Annotated in this window: 7 protein-coding genes; 2 read left to right on the top strand and 5 right to left on the bottom strand. The window is 72.5% G+C overall.

The annotated features are described in order from the left end of the window. Positions 1 to 11 precede the first annotated feature (11 nt). Positions 12 to 10,739 (bottom strand): LamG-like jellyroll fold domain-containing protein, encoded by a 10,728-nt coding sequence (locus ACIGG8_RS34325; RefSeq protein WP_396552542.1) that lies wholly within the window; start codon positions 10,737 to 10,739, stop codon positions 12 to 14. A gap of 256 nt (positions 10,740 to 10,995) precedes the next feature. Between ACIGG8_RS34325 and ACIGG8_RS34320 the strand changes: the two genes are divergently transcribed. Next, positions 10,996 to 12,786, top strand: a complete 1,791-nt coding sequence (locus tag ACIGG8_RS34320) for a beta-galactosidase family protein (RefSeq protein ID WP_396552541.1) — start codon at positions 10,996 to 10,998, stop codon at positions 12,784 to 12,786. Positions 12,787 to 12,841: 55 nt separating this feature from the next. On the opposite strand, the gene ACIGG8_RS34315 is transcribed toward ACIGG8_RS34320, so the two are convergent. The 3 genes from ACIGG8_RS34315 to ACIGG8_RS34305 all read right to left on the bottom strand — a co-directional run bounded on the left by ACIGG8_RS34315 (position 12,842) and on the right by ACIGG8_RS34305 (position 15,863). Next, complete coding sequence (locus ACIGG8_RS34315; protein WP_396552540.1) at positions 12,842 to 13,645, bottom strand: DUF4253 domain-containing protein; 804 nt, start codon at positions 13,643 to 13,645, stop codon at positions 12,842 to 12,844. Between the two features lie 172 nt (positions 13,646 to 13,817). Beyond that, positions 13,818 to 14,828 carry an aldo/keto reductase gene (locus ACIGG8_RS34310; RefSeq protein ID WP_396552539.1) on the bottom strand — a complete coding sequence of 337 codons (1,011 nt, stop codon included), beginning with the start codon at positions 14,826 to 14,828 and terminating at the stop codon, positions 13,818 to 13,820. 372 nt (positions 14,829 to 15,200) lie between these two features. Further along, positions 15,201 to 15,863: an NADPH-dependent F420 reductase gene (locus ACIGG8_RS34305; protein WP_396552538.1), complete on the bottom strand. Its 663-nt coding sequence runs from the start codon at positions 15,861 to 15,863 to the stop codon at positions 15,201 to 15,203. A 94-nt stretch (positions 15,864 to 15,957) separates the two neighbouring features. On the opposite strand from ACIGG8_RS34305, the gene ACIGG8_RS34300 reads away from it, so the two are divergent. Further along, on the top strand, positions 15,958 to 16,341 hold the full coding sequence (locus ACIGG8_RS34300) for a winged helix-turn-helix transcriptional regulator (RefSeq protein WP_396552537.1): 384 nt from the start codon (positions 15,958 to 15,960) through the stop codon (positions 16,339 to 16,341). Between the two features lie 202 nt (positions 16,342 to 16,543). Here the strand turns inward: ACIGG8_RS34300 and ACIGG8_RS34295 are convergent, their stop codons facing one another. Further along, positions 16,544 to 16,975: a hypothetical protein gene (locus tag ACIGG8_RS34295; RefSeq protein ID WP_396552536.1), complete on the bottom strand. Its 432-nt coding sequence runs from the start codon at positions 16,973 to 16,975 to the stop codon at positions 16,544 to 16,546. Positions 16,976 to 17,015: the final 40 nt, after the last annotated feature.

Below are 17,015 nucleotides of genomic sequence, written 5' to 3'. Positions count from 1 at the left end.
ACCATTCCCGTCTAATCGCCAAGCTGGACCAACTGTCCACCAGGGCTCTTCTTTTCGTTGTTCACGACTCGTGCCCCCAGCCCTATCCGCCTGCCGTCGGAATACTCTCCGACCGCAACCATGAAAAAACCCGTGGGAATTTTACTCGACGGCGCCCTATAGATCGGTTCGACAATGTAGTCGACGACCAGCCCGCGATTCAGTGCCTTGCCGACAACACCCCGTTCGAAGCCGCGCATGCCCGAACGGGTTGTGTTGACACCGACTTGGTAGCACGGGGCGAGGTTCTGAGCCACGCCTCGACCACCGTACTCGCGTGCGATGAAGTGACAACGGGCCAGCAGGTTCGAGTCCTTGTCGTCAAGATCCCAGCCCGCATCAGTCACGGTCTCCTGGGCCTCTGCCCATCCGGTGATCGCCCCGCCCGCGCCAGTGCCACGCTCGGCACTCGGTTTGCCGAACAGGCAAGCCTCGGCGGCGGTGGGCCGCTTCGTTCCAGGGCTTCCGGCGACATCCTCCATGGCCCCGTACTTGATCCACCCGGCGCCGGTTCCGTCCTTGTTGTCGGTGTCCGAGCCCGCCGGGCGGTGGTTCAGGCAGCTGTTCAGGTTGGTCCTGGCGGCCGTGGGGCTGTCCGGGACGACAGCCGGCTGGGGGCCGGAGGCGGCGACGACGGTCGGGGTGACGTTCTGCTGGGTGACCAGCATCGCCTGGAGGTCGGCGGAGCTGTAGGAGGCGGCGATGACGCTGGGGGCCTGGTTGGGGTCGGGCGGGGTCCAGTCGAGCTTGGGGGCGGGGTGCTCGACAGCTGCCCTGGTCTTGTCGAAGAGGGGCTTGGGCGGGTCGGGGTGGAAGACGGCGGGGCGCACGGGTGCGGTGGGCCGCCGGCAGGTGGTGCACCTGCCCTCCGAGGACTGGGGGCGGCCCCGGCCCGCGGGCTTCCATTCGTCAGCGGCCGGCTGGCCGGTCGGGCTCTGCGGGGAGGACGACGACGACGAGTCGGACCTCGCGCGCTGCCGGGCGTCCCGCTTCTCCAGCCAGTACTCGCTGAGGTCGTAGGAGCCGTCCGCCGTCGCGCCGTAGTACCCGACGTAGCCCGACGGGTTGGTGTAGTCCGCGGTGTAGCGGTTGTTGGTCGGGGCCTTCCCGGTGTACGTGTTGAGCTGGTCGGCGTAAGCCTGGGAGGCCTTGGGCTTGCCCGCGGTCTGGGTGTTCGTCCCACCCGGTCGCGGGGCAGGGATGCGGGCCGTGCCGCGCTCCAGGTCGATTCCGCTCCTGTTGGGGCCTGCCGGCCGCTCGATGACGGTGCCGGGCCTGCTGCCGCCACCGCCCGCGCCGACGCCACCGCCTCCGCCGCCCGCGCCGGCCTTGGGCACCTCGTGCCCCGTCGGGTCGATCCCGTTCAGCGGGCTGCCGTTGGCGTAGGTGTAGCGGTTGGCACGGGCGGAGGACGTCGGGTCCAGGAGGTAGGAGTCGCGGCTGGTGAAGCCGCCGGTGCCCGGGCGGTACCAGCGGGCGGCCATGTTGACGTCACCGCTGGCGGGGTCGGTCCAGCCGCTCTGGTAGCCGAGGCTGGTGCCGGTGCCGCTGGTGGCGGTGGGCTTGCCGAAGGGGTCGTAGGTGGTGGAGCCGGTGACGCTGGTGCCGTTGCTGTCGAGGGTGGCGGTGACGTCGGTGTGCTGGTCGGTGCGCAGGCGCACGCTGCTGGTGGCGTTGGCGGCGCCGAGCAGGTTGCCGGCGGTGTCGCGGGCGTAGGTCCAGGTGCCGTCGCCGGTGAGCTCGTTGGTGCCGCCGTCGTAGCTGAAGCGGGCGGCGTTGCGGCCGGTGACGCGGTCGAGGCCGTCGTAGGTGTAGCTGGTGGTGCCTTCGGTGATCAGGCGGCCGAAGGCGTCGTCGGCGAGGGTGTCCTCCTTGGTGCCGGTGGTGACGGCGGCGAGGGTGCCGCGCGGGGTGTAGCGATAGGTGCTGGTGCCGTCGGACTGCAGGCGGTTGCGCTCGTCGTAGACGGCGGTGGCGGTGCCGTTGCCGGTGCGGTTGCCGGCGGCGTCCCACGTGTAGGCGGTGGTGGTGGCGCCGACAGTCCAGGAGGTGAGGCGGTCGGCCAGGTCGTAGCCGTAGCGGTTGTCCGTGACCGGGTCGGTGGCGCCGCCGCTGACGGCCTTGCGGGTCAGGCGGTCGTCGAGGTCGTACTCGTAGGCGGTGCCGGCGAGCGGGGTGCCGGCGCCGCCGACGGCCAGCAGCTGGTCGCCGGCCAGGCGGCCGAGCGGGTCGTAGCTCAGGCGCCGCTCGGACTTGACCTGGTCCTTGGTGCTGTCGACCGGGTCGGCCTGGATGTACCACTGCTTGCTCGGGCGGCCGTCGCCGTCGTAGCCGTACCAGTTCTTGGTCTTGAGCTTGGGGTTGTTGGCCCAGTCGAGCTGCCCGTCGGCCTTGTAGCCGAAGACGGTCAGGTCGGTGTCCTTGTCCGTCCGCTTGGTGACGCGCCCGTCCGCGTCGTACTCCCAGGTCTGGGCGGGCGTCGTCAGGTCGGCGCCGGCCTTGATGAGCAGGCCGCGGTCGTCGTACGCGTAGTTCTGGCCGTTCAGGGTCGAGGAGTTGTGCCGGATCAGGTGCCCGGCCTTGTCGTAGGCGAGCTCCCGGTCGGTTGTGTCGGCCTCCGCGCCGGTGCCGCTCTCGCGGACCAGGCGGCCGAGCGGGTCGTAGGTGCTGGTGCGCACCACGCCGCCCGGTTCGGTGCTGCGTACGGCCTGGCCGGCGACGTCGTAAGCAGTGGTCCAGGTGCGGTCGGCGGCGGCCGGGTGGGCCGCGGTGACGGGCTCGACGGTGGACTCCGGCAGGCCCCAGCTGTTGAACGTGTAGACGGTGGTGTTGCCCCGGCCGTCGGTCAGGCGGGTGCGGTTCCCCGCTGCGTCGTAGCCGAAGGTCGTGGTGATCGCCTGGCCTGCGGCCACCGGCTCGGTGAGCTTCACGGGGCGGCCGAGCGCGTCGTAGGAGGTGCTGGTGACGGCACCTGTGGTGGGGCTGGTGTTGGTGAGGACCTGTCCTTCCAGGTCGTAGGTGGCGGTGGTGGTGCGCAGTACGGTGCCGGCCGGGTCGAGGTCGTCGGTGGCGGCGGGGTTGCCGAGGGCGTCGTAGCGGATGCGTACGGATTCGCCGAGGGGGGCGGTGGCGCGCACGGTGCGGCCGAGGCCGTCGTACTCACGCCTGCTGACGCGTCCGACGGGGTCGGTGCTGGTGACGGCCTCGCCGGCGGTGTCGTAGGTGGTGGTGCTGGTGTTGCCGGCCGGGGTCGTGAGGGTGGTGAGGTTGCCCGCGTCGTCCCAGGTGAACGTGGTGGTCAGGTTCTGGAGTGTGGGCCGGCGTTCGACGGCGGTGGCGGTGAGTGTGCGGCCGAGCTGGTCGTAGGTGGCTTCGGTGCGGGCGCCGAGCGGGTCGGTGGCGGAGAGCTGGAGGCCGGTGGGGGTCCAGGTTGCGGCCCAGGTGGGCGGGTTGTCGTCCACGGGGGGCTGGAGGGGGCCGGTGGAGTTGGGGTCGATGCGCTGGACCTGGTGGCTCAGGCGGTCGTAGCCGAAGGTGGTGCGCCGCCCGGCCGGGTCGGTGACGGCGGTGACGCGGGAGAGCTTGTCGTACTCGACGCGGCTGACCGGGGTGAGCGCGGTGGTGGCGCTGGGCGGGGTGTAGGAGGGCAGGCGGGTCTCGGTGACGCGGCCGAGCGGGTCGACGGCGGTCGTGGTGACCCGGCCGAGCGGGTCCTTGGCGGAGACGGCCTCGCCGAAGGCGTTGTAGCCGGTGGTGGTGGTCGGGCGGACGGTGGTGGCGGGCGCTCCCCCGCTCTCGGCGGTGACGGGGGGTGCGGTGGCGGTGGTCTGCCGGCCGAGGACGTCGTACTGGAAGGTGGTGGTGGAGGCGGCCGGGTCGGCGCCGGGGGCGTTGCCGTTGGGGGAGGTGGCGGCGGTGAGCAGGCCGCGCTGGTCGTGCGTGAAGGTGCTGACGGCGGTGGGGCCGCCGGCGCTGGAGGCGAGCTGGCTGCGGGTGAGGCGGCCGGCGGTGTCGTAGGTGTTGGTCTGGACGCTGTTCTCGGTGTCGCTGACCTTGAGGGTGCTGGTGGTGACGCGGTCGTCGGCGTCGTAGCCGAGGGTGGTGGTGCGGGCCAGGCCGGCCGGGTCGAGGACGGTCTGGGTGACGCGTCCGGAGGGGTCGATCGTGCGGACGGTGGTGGTGCGGCCGCCGCCGGTGGTCTGCTTCACGAGGTGGCCGTCGCCGTCGTACTCGTCGGCCTCCAGGACGATGGAGCGGGTGGTGCCGTCGGCCTGGGTGACGTTCTGGGCGGTGACGGTGGCGGGCAGGCCGTCGTCGAAGTAGGTGTAGCTGGTGACGGCGCCCATGGCGTCGGTGAGGGAGGCGAGGCGGCCGGCGGGGTCGTAGGCGCGGGATTCGAGGGTGAGGTCGCGCACGCCCTTGCCGTCGCCGTCCCAGCCCTTGACGACGGTGGTCGCGGGCTGGCTGCGCGGGGTGTAGGTGTAGGTGGTGACCTGGCCGAGCGGGTCGGTGACGGAGGTACGGCGGCTGAGCGTGTCGTAGCCGTAGCGGGTGACGCCGCCCGTCGCGTCGGTGGCGGTCTCCAGGCGGCCGGCACTGTCGTAGCTGCTGGTGGCGGAGCGGGTGCCGTCGGAGCCGACGATGTCGGCGGTGGTGGTGGCGGTGGGGCGGCCGTCGGCGTCGAAGGTGGCGGTGGTCTTGGTCTGGTGGGTGTCGCCGGTGACGGCGTCGGTGACCTTCGGGCCGGTCTGGGTGGTCTGGCGGCCGAGTTGGTCGTACTCGTAGGTGGTGGTGACGCCGGTGGGCTGGGCGTCGGAGATTTCGGTGGTCCAGGTCTTGCGGCCGGCGGTGTCGTAGCCGTAGGTGAGGGTGAGACCGCTGGGCAGGGTGGTGCGGGCGAGGTCGCCGGTGGAGTAGTAGGCGTACGAGGTGACGGCTCCGCCGGCGGTGGTGTCGCTGGCGAGCAGGCCGGCGGGGGTGGTGCCGCCGCCGTAGGCGGCTTCGGTGCCGGTGGTGTAGCCGGTGCGGGTGGTGCGACCGTCGGGGCGGGTGGTGGATTCGGGCAGGCCGAGGGCGTTGTAGGCGACGGTGGTGCGGTAGGTGGTGTCGCCGGGCCCGGCAGAGCGGGCGTCGCGGGTCTCGGTGGGCTTGTCGTTGCGCGGGTCGCGCGGGTTGTCCTTGTTGAGGAAGTAGCTGGTGTAGGAGGTCCAGCAGGAGTTGACGTCGCGGCAGGTGGTCAGGGAGACGGTGTTGCCGCGGGCGTCCTGGCCGCTGACGGTGGAGTGGCCGTTGGGGTCGGTGACGGTGTGGACGAAGCCGCCGGTGTCGTAGGTGTAGCTGGTGGTGTTACCGGCCTCGTCGGTACGGGAGATGAGCCGGTTGCCGCGGGTGGCGTCATGAATGTCGGTACTGGTGTTGCCGGCAGGGTCGGTGAGGGTGACGCGGGCGGCGAGCTCGGTGGCCGAGGAGTCGGAGCGGGCCTGGTAGTGCGCGGCGACGCGTTCGGCGCTCAGCGGGTGCTGGTAGAGGGCGACTTCGTCGATCTGGCCGTTCAGCCAGGACCATCCGCCGTTGCCGCCGGGCCAGGTGCCGACGTATCCGCCGCCCAGGTAGGTGCGGTTCATGTTGAGGTGGTCGACGGTGCCGGTGGCGGTGCCGACCAGGGTGCCGTCGAGGTAGAGCGACTGGGTGCCGCCGGCTGCGCTGATCGCGGCGTGGTGCCAGGAGCCGTCGGTGACGGTTCCTGCGGAGGTGATGGGGCCGCCGGTGATGCCGTTGAGCGCGCCGCGCAGCTTGCCGTCGGAGCCGACGTACAGCACCGGGACGGTGTTGTACGGGGCGGCGCCCATCGGTTCGTTCTGGACGTTCAGCAGGACACCTGCTTCGCCGGTGCGGAACCAGAGTTCGGCGGCGAGGTCGGTCGTGGCCTGCAGGATCGGGGTGGGCAGGTCGATGTACGAGGACGCGGTGCCGTCGAACTGGGCGGCGCGTCCGTCGCCGGGGCCGAACACGCCGGTGGTGCCGGGCTTGGCGGCGGGGGCGTAGGTGCCGTTGCCCTTGACCGCGGCGACCTCGCTGGCGGCGGCGGTGCCGCCGGTCTCGTCCAGGCGCCAGTAGCCGCCGGGCGAGTCGGCGACGACGGAGCCGCGGTAGCCGGTGCCCTGGCCGCCGACCTGGGCGCTGCGGGCGCGGTAGTGGGCGACGACGTCGCGGTCGCTCAGCGGGTGCTGGTAGAGGGCGACTTCGTCGATGGTGCCGGTGAAGTGGCTGGTGTCGCCCGGGGACTCGGGCCAGGAGCGGGCGTAGCCGGCGCCGATGTAGGTGTGGCTGTTCTGCTGGTGGTCGACGCTGCCGTGCTGGACGCCGACGATCTGGCCGTCGAGGTAGATGGTCTGGGTGGTGCCCTGGACGGAGAAGACGGCGTGGTGCCAGGCGCCGTCGGTGACGGCGTTCGGGGAGGCGAGGGTGGTGTCGATGTTGCCGTAGAAGCGGTTGCGGAGCTTGCCGTCGGCGCCGATGTACATGACCGGGGTCCAGGTGCCGTCGGGTCCCGCCGGGTCGTCGATCTTCTGGCTCTGGTCTCCGATCAGCACGCCGGGGGTGGTGGTGTTGAACCAGAGCTCGACGGCGAGGTCGGTGGTGGCGTGCAGGACGTCCTGGGGGATCTCGATCTGGGACTTGGCGGAGCCGTCGAAGCGGGCGGCGGTGTCGTCGGTGGGGGCGAAGACGCCGGGGGCCTTCTTGGTGACGGCGTCGCCGTAGGTGCCGGCCAGGCCGTTGCCGACCTCGCTGGCGGCGGTGGCGCCGTCGCGTTCGCCCAGGCGCCAGTAGGCGGCCGGGGTGGAGGCCTTGACGGCGTTGCTGTAGAGGAAGGAGCCGCCGCTGTAGCTGGGCTCGGAGATCTTCCAGTCCCCGCCGGCGGCGTCGGTGACCTTGGTGACGCGCTCGGTGGTGGCGTCGTAGGTGACCTGGGCGCTGGTGCGGCCGCTGGGCAGGGTGGTCCTGGTGAGCTGGGCGCTGCCGGTGCGCAGGGCGTAGTGCTCGGCGACGGTCTGCTCGGTGAGCGGGTAGTCGTAGATCGCGGCTTCGGCGATCTGGCCCGTGAACCAGGACCATCCGCCGTTGCCGCCGGGCCAGCCGCCGGTGTAGCCGCCGCCGAGGTAGGCGCGGTCCATGTTGAGGTGGTCGATGTCGCCGGCGGTGGTGCCGACGAGTTCGCCGTCGAGGAACATCGCGGTGTTGTCGCGGGCACCGGCCAGCACCACGTGGTGCCAGGCGTTGTCGGTGACGGTCTTGGTGCTGGTGACGGGCTCGCCGGGGCTGTTGAACTTGCCGCGCAGCAGGTTGTCGGAGCCGACGTACAGGGCCGGGACGACGTTGTACGGGTCCTCGCCCATGGCGCGGTTCTGGTAGGTGAGGATCACGCCGGACGCGGCCGTGCGGAACCACAGCTCGACGCTGCGGTTGACGGAGGAGCTGATGGCTCGGTTGGGCAGTTCGACGTAGCTGGTGGAGCGCCCGTTGAAGGTGACGGCCTGGTTGCCGCCGGCGGTGATCGCACCCTCGGCCCCCGGGGTGATGTCCCGGGCCTCGGCCGGGGAGCGGTCGCTGACCTGGGCGTCGTTGGTGAGGGAGCTGCCGTCGGCCTGGCCGAGGCGCCAGTAGCCGGAGGGGCCGGCGTCGCGGACGGCGGTGCGGTAGCGCGAGCCCGTGCCGTAGGCGTAGACGGTGCAGCCGGTGGCGGCGGCGAGGTCGACGCCGGGCGGGCAGGCCTTGGTGAGACGGTCACCGTCGTACTGGTAGGCCCAGCCGCCGGGGGTGCCGGCGACGGCCACGGAGGTGACGTGGCTGCCGGTCCAGCTGAGGTTCAGGGCGCGGCCGGAGGTGGTGTCCTTGACCTGGGCGAGGCGGCCGGAGGTGTAGACGAGGTCCTGGGTGTGGCCGGCGGTGTCGGTGACGCGGGTGAGCTTGCCGTCGGCGCCGAAGGTGTGGACCTTGCCGGAGCGGTCGGTGAGGGTCCAGCCGCCGTCGTCGGCCTTGCGCAGGTCGGCGGCCGTACCGCCGCCGGGAACGTACGCGTTTGTGCCCGGGTCCCAGCCGAAGCGTGCCCGGGAGCCGTTGGCGGCGGTGAGCAGCACGTTGCCGGGCAGGGCGAGCCAGTTGCTGGACTCGACCTGGATGCGCATGTCCCACGGGGTGGACCAGCCTGCGCCGAAGGCGCCGTCGGTGCGCGGGTCGAGGGAGTTGTAGCTGCGGGTGACGGCCAGCTCGGGGCCGATCACGGGCAGGGCGGCGTCGGTGGCGGCGGTGGTGTAGTTGCCGACCGCGGTGTTGACGCTGCGTCCGGCGTCGGCGGCGGCGGTGTACTGGTTGGGCTGGGGCAGGACGGTGCGGATGGAGGAGGCGTCGGTCCAGGCGCTCTCCCCTTCACCGTCGCTGGCCTTGGCGTACCAGGCGTACTGCTCGTTCCAGGTCAGCCAGCCGGCCGGGATGACGAAGCGGGGCTGGTGCTTGAGCCAGTCGCTCTGCCGGCAGTCCACGTGGGCGTCGCCGCCGACGACCCGGCAGACCTGGAACCGGTAGTCCAGTTCGGGGTTGGGCGCCCGGTCCGGGTCCTCGCCCTCGGCGGTGAGGGTGGGCTGGAGCTGGTAGACGACCGTGCCGGAGGGCGGGGCCAGGCGGGTCAGGTGCGGGGGGACGTTGACCGAGGAGATCTGGATGCTGATCGGCGGCACGTAGGCGTCGACCCAGAAGTTGCTCACCTGGTACTGGTCCATGGTGAAGCCGACGGTGTACGCGCCCTGCGGCAGGGTGCGGATGTGCGCGTCGACGACGGCGCTGCCGCCCGGGGGCACGTCATAGGGCATCGCCGTCCAGGCGATGTTGGTGCCGTAGTCGGTGATGTTGTTGCCCCACTGGTCGTACAGCAGGTACGACATCTTGTAGTTGTTCGTGGGGGTCCAGGTGTCCATGCCGCGGTTCCACACCCGCAGGCGCACGATGCCGTCCTGGGTGGCGGTGACCGGCTGCTGCAGGCCCCAGAGTTCGTAGTCGGCGCCGTAGCGGGACCAGGTGACGTCCAGGGACGGCTGGCCGCCGGACATGTTGGCGCTGCCGAACTGCTTCCAGGACGAGTTGTCCCAGACGTCGGTCTTGACGGCCAGGCCGTAGTTCGCGGTCCAGTGGTGGGTCCAGGAGTTGACCAGGTTGCGGCCGTCGGCGCCGAGGTCGATCGACTCCCAGGCCTCCGGGCAGGCCCAGGCGCTGGAGGAGCTGGGCCGCCAGCCGTGGGCGAAGGAGGGGGCGGCCAGGGCGGGGCCAGTGGAGGGTGCGGACGAGGCCCGCACGCCGCCGGGCGACCACCAGGAGGTGACCTGGTGGACGGTGACGGTGCGCGGGGTGCAGCTGTAGGACCAGGCGTTGTACAGGCTCAGGTGGGCGCTGAGGATGGTGGCGTTGCTGAGGGAGTCCTCGATGCCGGTGAACTTGATGAACGACGAGGCCTGGTGCTTGCCACCGTCGTTGGTGCCGACCTTGAGGACGGTGTCGCCGGAGAAGTCCTGCTCATGGCCGGAGTAGGCGTAGGTGGTCTCCAGGGCCCGGACGGAGGAGATCTGCGGGTCGACCTTGACCGGGTAGACGCGCTCGGGGGCGTGCAGCCAGGCCTCGTCGAGCTTGACCTTGAGTGCCTGGCCGCCGGCGGGCAGCTGGACAAGCTCATAGGTGACGCCGCCGGTGATCGCGCCTTCCTCGGTGTTGGGCGCGAAGGCGGAGTCCTGCATCCAGCCGGCGGGCATGCGGCCGCGCAGGGTGCCGGCCGCGTCGGTGAAGTGGACGGAGCCGTCGGCGTCCAGGGAGGCGGTCACGCCCTGCAGGCGCAGCGGGAAGACCCACTCGGTGGGAGCGGTGGCGTCCTTGAGGACCAGGTTCTCCTTGAAGGAGGAGCTGCCGGCGAGGATCGTCACGTCGGCCTTGGGGCGGGCCTCGGGGTAGGTGATGGTGCTGCCCTGGACGGTGCCCTGAACGGGGGCGGCGCCCTGGAGGCCGTAGCCGGCGGAGATGCCGTCGGCGAGCTGGAGGCGGACGAGCGGGTCGGCGTCGGCGGTGAGGCCGAGTGTGAGCTGCTGCTCGGCGGAGGTGGTGGTCCAGCCGTTCTGGGTGGGGGCGGCGCGGCCGGCGGTGGCGGTGCCGGCGGGTATCAGGGTGGTGTCGATGGCGGCCCAGGAGCCGTCGGTGCGGCGGAAGTTGACCGGCTGGGCGTAGTTGCGGGTGGTGAAGGTCCCGTCGGTGTTCTGGAAGGTCCGTTGCTGTTCGGTGCGCTTTTCGGGGAGTTCCTTGCTGGTGGCCGGATTGAAGCTCTTGGCCGGGTCGATCTTGCCGGCGGGCTTGGCGACGGGCTTGTCGGTGACCTTGGCGTCGGTGGCGGGCAGCTCGGTGCTCTGCGGCGGCAGGACGCTCTGGGCGGGCGCGGCGGGCTTGTCCTCGGGCAGTTCGCCCGGGGCGGGGGCCGCGCCGGGGTGCTCGGTGCCGTCGTTCGCGCTGGTGGAGCCGGTGGTCGCGGAGTGGCCGTGGCCGTCGGCGCTGCCCTGCTGCTGCTTGGGGCGTGGTCCGGGGTCGGCGGGTGCTTCGGCGGCGGCGTGGCGCAGGAGGGTCTCGGCGGCGGCCGATCCTTCCGATGTCCCGAGGACGACCATGGTCATGGCCAGCAGGATTGCCAGGGAACGGCGCAGCACTCGGGGACCCACCAGACACTCAAGGGAAGGTAAATGAAACGGCAGTAGATATATCGGACCGTCAGTAGGCGGATAAAGAGACAAATAGCCCCATGTGTGGAAGATCACGTTCCGAATCGAGAGAAAGGGGAACCGGTAGGGAACCGGGCACCGGGAGTGACGGCGCCTAGCCCGGCTAGGCTCGGGTGGGCCGGGGTCTCCTTCTGGGAAACGGGGTGTGCGCATGCTCGGGTACGACGCGGACGGGTTCGTGCGGGACGGGGTGGCGCACCGGGTGGTGGCCGGGGCGGTGCACTACTTCCGCATCCACCCCGACCTGTGGGAGGACCGGCTGCGGCGGGTGCGGGCCCTGGGGGTGAACACCGTGGACACCTACGTGCCGTGGAACTTCCACGAACTGCCCGGCGGCCGGGTGGACTTCACCGGCTGGCGGGACGTGGCGAGGTTCGTGCGGCTGGCCGGGGACATGGGGCTGGACGTGATCCTGCGCCCCGGCCCGTACATCTGCGCGGAGTGGGAGTTCGGCGGGCTGCCGGCCCGGCTGCTGGCGGTGGACGGGCTGCGGCTGCGCTGCGCGGACCCGGCGTACCTGGCCGAGGTGGACGGCTGGTTCGACGCGCTGGTGCCCGAGGTGCTGCCGCTGCTGGCGAGCCGGGGCGGGCCGGTGGTGGCGGTGCAGGTGGAGAACGAGTACGGCAGCTACGGCGACGACACCGCGTACCTGCGGCACCTGCGCGACGGGTTGGTGCGGCGCGGCGTGGACTGCCTGCTGTTCACCACCGACGGCGCCCACGACACCATGCAGCAGGGCGGCGCCCTGCCCGGGCACCTGGCCACCGTGACGTTCGGCTCGCGCGCCCCCGAGCGCCTGGCGGTGCTTCGCCGCCACCAGCCCGAAGGGCCGCTGACCGCGATGGAGTTCTGGATCGGCTGGTTCGACCAGTGGGGCCTGCCCCACCACGTGCGCGACGCCGAGGAGACCGCGGCCTCGCTGGACGAACTGCTGGCCACCGGCGCGTCCGTCAGCCTCTACATGGCGCACGGCGGCACCAACTTCGGCCTGTGGTCCGGCGCCAACCACGCCGGCGCGCATCCGCTGGACGCCGGCTACGAGCCGACCGTCACCAGCTACGACTACGACGCGCCGATCGGCGAGGCCGGCGAGCTGACCGAGAAGTTCCACGCGCTGCGTGAGGTCATCGGCCGCTACGTCCGGCTGCCGGAGGGCGAACTGCCCGCCCCCGCGCCCCGGGTGGCGCCGCAGCGCCTGGAGCGGGCGCAGGGGCGGGCGGCGCTGCTGGCGGAGCTGGACGCGCTGTCGCAGCCGGTGGAGCGGGCCGCGCCGCTGCCCATGGAGCTGCTCGGGCAGTCCCTGGGCCTGATCCACTACCGCACCCGGGTACCCGGCCCGCGCCCCGAACTGCCGCTGCGCATCGACGGGTTGGCCGACCGGGCGCAGGTCTTCGCGGACGGGCGCCCGCTGGGCACCCTCGACCGCAACTCCCCCGGCGCGACGCTGGAACTGGCCACCGGGGAGGACGGGGTCACCCTGGACATCCTGGTGGAGGCGCTGGGCCGGGTGAACTACGGCCCGAACATGGACGACCGCAAGGGCATCACGCGCGGCGTCTCGCACGGCGGCCAGCGGCTGTTCGGCTGGCAGATCCGGCCGCTGCCGCTGACGGACCTGTCCGCGCTGCGCTTCCCCGGGGACACCCCGGCCGCGGACGGCGAGCCGGCATTCCACCGCTTCACCGCCGAACTGCCCTCCCCCGCCGACGCGTTCGTCGCCCTGCCCGGCTGGGGCCGCGGACTGCTGTGGCTCAACGGCTTCCTGCTCGGCCGCTACAGCACCGCCGGCCCCCAGCGCACCCTCTACGCCCCGGCGCCGCTGTGGCGGGCGGGCGGCAACGAGCTGGTCGTGCTGGAGCTCGAACACCACGGCGAGGCCCTGGAGTTGCGCGACCACCCGGACCTCGGGCCGACCGCGGCGGCCCCCAGCGCCGAGTACTGAACCCCGCGGCGCCCACCGGAGCGGCGCCCACCGGACCCGGCCCGCGCGGGTCGGGTCAGTCCCACCAGAAGGACCACTGGTGGGCGCCCACCAGCTGCTCGGCGTACTCGGTGAGGCTGCCGGTGCCCTGGAAGACCAGGTCGGGGCAGAGCGAGGTGTGCTCGGCGGCCAGCGGGAGCGCCTCGGCGAGCGTGGCGGGCGGCACGGGGACGCTCAGCTCCAGGGTGTCGAAGCCGACTTCGACGACCCGGGCGCCGAAGCGGCGCTCCCAGTCGGCGAGCACGGCGGCGACCTGGGCGATGTCGTCCACGTGGTTCACCGGCCCGCTCCAGCCGCACACGGCCAGCGCCTCGGCGCCGCCGCCGGCCCGCACCAAACCCAGGCGGACGTCCTTGACGGACTGCAGCACGTCGGCAAGCTCTTGAGCTTCGCCGCCCGCCACCCCCTCGGGCACGTCGGCCGCGGGCGCGGTGCCGGGCCAGGTGAACCCGTAGGGTGCCAGGGCCTCGGCCAGTTCCCCGTCCTCCCCGTAGCCGCCCGCCTCGCCGGTCTCCCACCAGCTGCCCAGCAGCGCGGCCGGGTCGTACAGCCCGGGTATCGCGGCGTCGGAGGGGTAGAGCTCGCCGGACAGCCAGGGCCGGTAGTCGGCGTCGCCGCGGTCCAGCGGGCTGAGCAGCAGCGGCCACAGCCCGCTGTGCGGGTGCGCGCGCTGCAGCTGCGCCCACAGCCCGGCGGGGGCGGGGGCGTCGCTGATCCACAGCAGCGGCTCGCGGCCGTCGTCGGCGCCGACGAGGCGGCCGGGCGGCAGGGGGACGGTCAGATCGGCGAGGGCGGCGGCGAGGTCCGGGTGCTGCGTCATGGCGCCCACCGTAGGAGCGGACACCGACAATCCGGGCGGGTGCGGGCGGGCGCCCGCGCCGCAGGCCTGACCCCCGCACGGCCGACCGGCCTTCCCCCCGTCCCGGGAAGGGGGAAGGTCGGTCCACCGAAACGTCGTGCCGTTACGGGCAGTTGCCGTCGCCGGCCGCTGATCAGGCCCAGGGCAGTTCGGAGCGGGTGCGCCAGTACGCCTCGGCCGGCTCGGCCATGGCGTCGAGGGCCGCGAGGTCCTGCGGGGTCAGCCGGGCTTCGGCAGCGGTGAGGTTGGAGGCGAGCTGGTCGAGGGTGGCGGCGCCGGACAGGACGACGTCGGCCCAGGGCTGGGCGGCGGCCGCGGCCAGGGCGAGGGCGTCGGGGGCGGCGGCGGTGCGGTCGGCGAGGGTGCGCAGGGCGGCGGTGTCGGGGCCGGTGGCGTTGCGGCCGGCCAGGCGGCCGTTGGCCATGCCCTCCTTGACCACGACGAGCCAGCCGGCCGCGTGGGCCTCGGCGAGGGCGGGGGCGGCGGAGGTCTCCAGCAGGTTCCAGGTGGCCTGGACGGCGGTGAACAGCGGGCGGCCGGCCACGGTGACGGCGAGGGCCTCGCGGATGGTGTCGCCCTGGGCGGGGCCGCTGGTGGACAGGCCCACCCGCACGCCGTCGGCGGCGAGCGCGGCCAGCCGTTCGTGCAGGGCGGGGTCGGTGAGGGCGGGGCTGCCGGGGACGACGGAGTGGACGAGGTAGACGTCGAGGCGGTCGCCGAGCAGGGCGCGGGTCTCGCGGACCTGTCGGTCGAAGACCGCCGTCGAGTGCTCCTTGACCTCGTGTGCGGCCACCCCGCTGGCCTGCCAGCCGGCCGTGTAGGTGTAGCCCCACTTGCTGCCGACCGTCACCTCGGCCGCCGCCTCGGGGTGTTCGTCCAGCCACTGGGCGAGGAACTCCTCGGCGCGGCCGTAGGAGCGGGCGGTGTCGAGGTAGCGCACCCCGGCGGCGTACGCGGCGTCGAGCAGGGCGTGGGTGCGCTCGCGCAGTGCCTCGACGGTGCGGTCGGCGGGCAGGTCCGTGTCGCGCCCGAGGGTGATGTAGCCGGGCCGGCCGACGGCGGCGGTGCCCAGTCCCAGGCGCGCGGGCTGCGGACGGGCGGCCTGCGGGCGGGCGGGGGCTCCGGCGGTGGGGTCGGTCGGCATGGCGTGGTCTCCTCGGGCGCGACGGGTTCTCACCTGGGACTTTAGAGCTCGCGCAGATAGGTGGCGTGAGGAGACCCGGCAGCAACGCGGGCACAGGTCTCGGTGATCACGGAGGTGCGACGCTCTGTGATCACCGGGGAGGCCGTGCCTGTCCTGCCACCATGGCGGCCGTACGTGCGAGATCCGGTCGAGGGCCACACGGTCCGGGATCGGCCATCGGCCGGGATGGCGCTGGCGGCGTACCCGGAGTGGCTCGATCTCGGCCCACAGTCCGTCAGGGATCTCGATCCGTGACGGCGCTGCATGACCTCCGATGAGTCAGCCAGATGTGAGCGTTGGCCGTCGCACAGCGCATGCCGATGAGCGATGTCGTCAGTCCTGTGACCGGTCGACGACAGGGACGACAGGGACGACAGGCACAGCGGTGACGGGGTTGTGGCCCGTTGCGACCAGCCGCATGACGAACCCCGCCACATCTTCAAGCTGCCGGGCGTGCTCCAGTCCGCCTATCACGGCGGGCACGCCACCGAGGTCGTGGATCAGCTCGGCGGCGATGTCGAGCGCCGCAGCGTCGTCGCCGCACATCGCCACGGTCCGCTTTGGCTGTCCCGTCGGCGTCGGCGCCAGCCAGCTCGTCCCCGCGAAGAGGTGCAGCGCCTTGACCACGTGGCAGCCCACAGCTCGCTCGGCGATGTGCTCTACCGCCGACCCGGTGGGCGGCTTGAGCAGGCCGTCGGCGTAGTCCACTGCGTTGGTGCAGTCGATCACGGCTTTGCCGGCCAGTGACCCCTCGTCGGCTCCGGCGAGGGTGAGTACCTGGTCGATCCCCTCCCACGCCACCGCGACGACCACGGCGTCGCTCGCCTTGGCCACCTGCGCGGGGTCGACCGCCTCGACCGCGTCGCCGAGCCGCTCGGCGATCGCCTGGGCCTTGTCCTGTGAACGGCCTCCGACGAGGACGTGGTGTCCACGTCGCGTCCACGCCTCCGCCAGCGCCGAGGCCATCACGCCGGTGCCCAGAATTCCGATTCGCACGTTGCTCTCCCAATCCTCGAACGCCTGATACCTCGTTACGGTAGGGACCTCGGGCCTACCGATCGGTAGGCCCGAATCCGGTAGGAAGAGACGCGTGAACGACCACTGCGAGCCCTTCGCCGCCGACTGTGCGGTGCGCCTGGCGGCCGAGCTGATGGCCCACACCTGGGACCCGGTGGTGCTGATGGCGCTGCGGGCGGGCAGGCGCCGCCGGATCGACCTTCTGGGTGCAATCGCGGGCGTCAGCGACAAGGTCCTCACCCAGACACTGCGCCGCCTGCGCACCAACGGCCTGATCGTACGGATCACCACGCCGGGCGACCGCTCCGTGGCGTACGAGCTGTCCGAGTTGGGCAGCAGCCTCTCTGACGGACCGCTGGCCGCCCTCGGCCAGTGGGCGATCGATCACGCCGATCAGATCCTTGCCGCCCAGGAGCACCACGGCACTGGCATCGGCAACGGAGCAGCGGTCAGATAAGCGTGCGCTCATGGGCGGGGGTTCGGGCGGTTGTCCCAGCGGTGGGTCGCCCCCTGTGCCCGTCTTGTTGTCGGGGCCCCGCGCCGCCTATCTGTGCGAGCTCTTGGCCGTGCCCGATCATCCGCCGGCGGTCACGTCCGGTCGTCGTCCTCCGGCGGCCACGCCCAGTCGCCATCCGTCGGCGGCCGCGCCCGGTCGGCCGTCAGATCGCCCACCGCACGGGGTGCCACGGGGAGGAGACGCGCCCGGGCCCCAGACCGGGCACCGGGCCGGACGCCGAACCGGGCACCGACCCGGCTGCCGGGCCGAGCGGCTGGTCCAGGCGCAGCACGAAGTTGACGTAGTCCAGCGGCTTGCCCGGCCAGTGGCAGTCGTTGCTGATGAGCAGCTGGCTGCGGACGCCGTCGCGTTCGGTGACCGGCCCGGGGGTGGTGCGCAGGTTCGGCCGCCAGCCGCGCTCCCACGAGTGGTGTTCCAGGGACAGCGTCCAGCTCTCCCCGTCGACCTGCAGCGCCGCGCCGACGCGCCCGGCCAGCACCCGGGAGCCGTGCGGGCCGCGTACGACCGCCCGCTGGTCGAAGTCGGCGTTGCGCCCGATGACGGTGATCCGCCACGCGCCGTGGTACCTGAGCATGCCCGCCTCCTGACGCCGGGTCGGGCGCCTCCTCCGGCGG

This window comes from Kitasatospora sp. NPDC085464 (assembly GCF_044541955.1).
In the GTDB taxonomy this organism is placed as follows: domain Bacteria; phylum Actinomycetota; class Actinomycetes; order Streptomycetales; family Streptomycetaceae; genus Kitasatospora.
Note: the sequence above shows the minus strand (reverse complement) of the source record. Positions and strands in the feature narration are given on the sequence as shown.

Excerpts from the sequence above, each read along its gene's own strand:
- ACIGG8_RS34325 (WP_396552542.1), bottom strand. The coding sequence starts at position 10,739 with ATGACCATGGTCGTCCTCGGGACATCGGAAGGATCGGCCGCCGCCGAG.
- ACIGG8_RS34320 (WP_396552541.1), top strand. The coding sequence starts at position 10,996 with ATGCTCGGGTACGACGCGGACGGGTTCGTGCGGGACGGGGTGGCGCAC.
- ACIGG8_RS34295 (WP_396552536.1), bottom strand. The coding sequence starts at position 16,975 with ATGCTCAGGTACCACGGCGCGTGGCGGATCACCGTCATCGGGCGCAAC.
- ACIGG8_RS34310 (WP_396552539.1), bottom strand. The coding sequence starts at position 14,828 with ATGCCGACCGACCCCACCGCCGGAGCCCCCGCCCGCCCGCAGGCCGCC.
- ACIGG8_RS34315 (WP_396552540.1), bottom strand. The coding sequence starts at position 13,645 with ATGACGCAGCACCCGGACCTCGCCGCCGCCCTCGCCGATCTGACCGTC.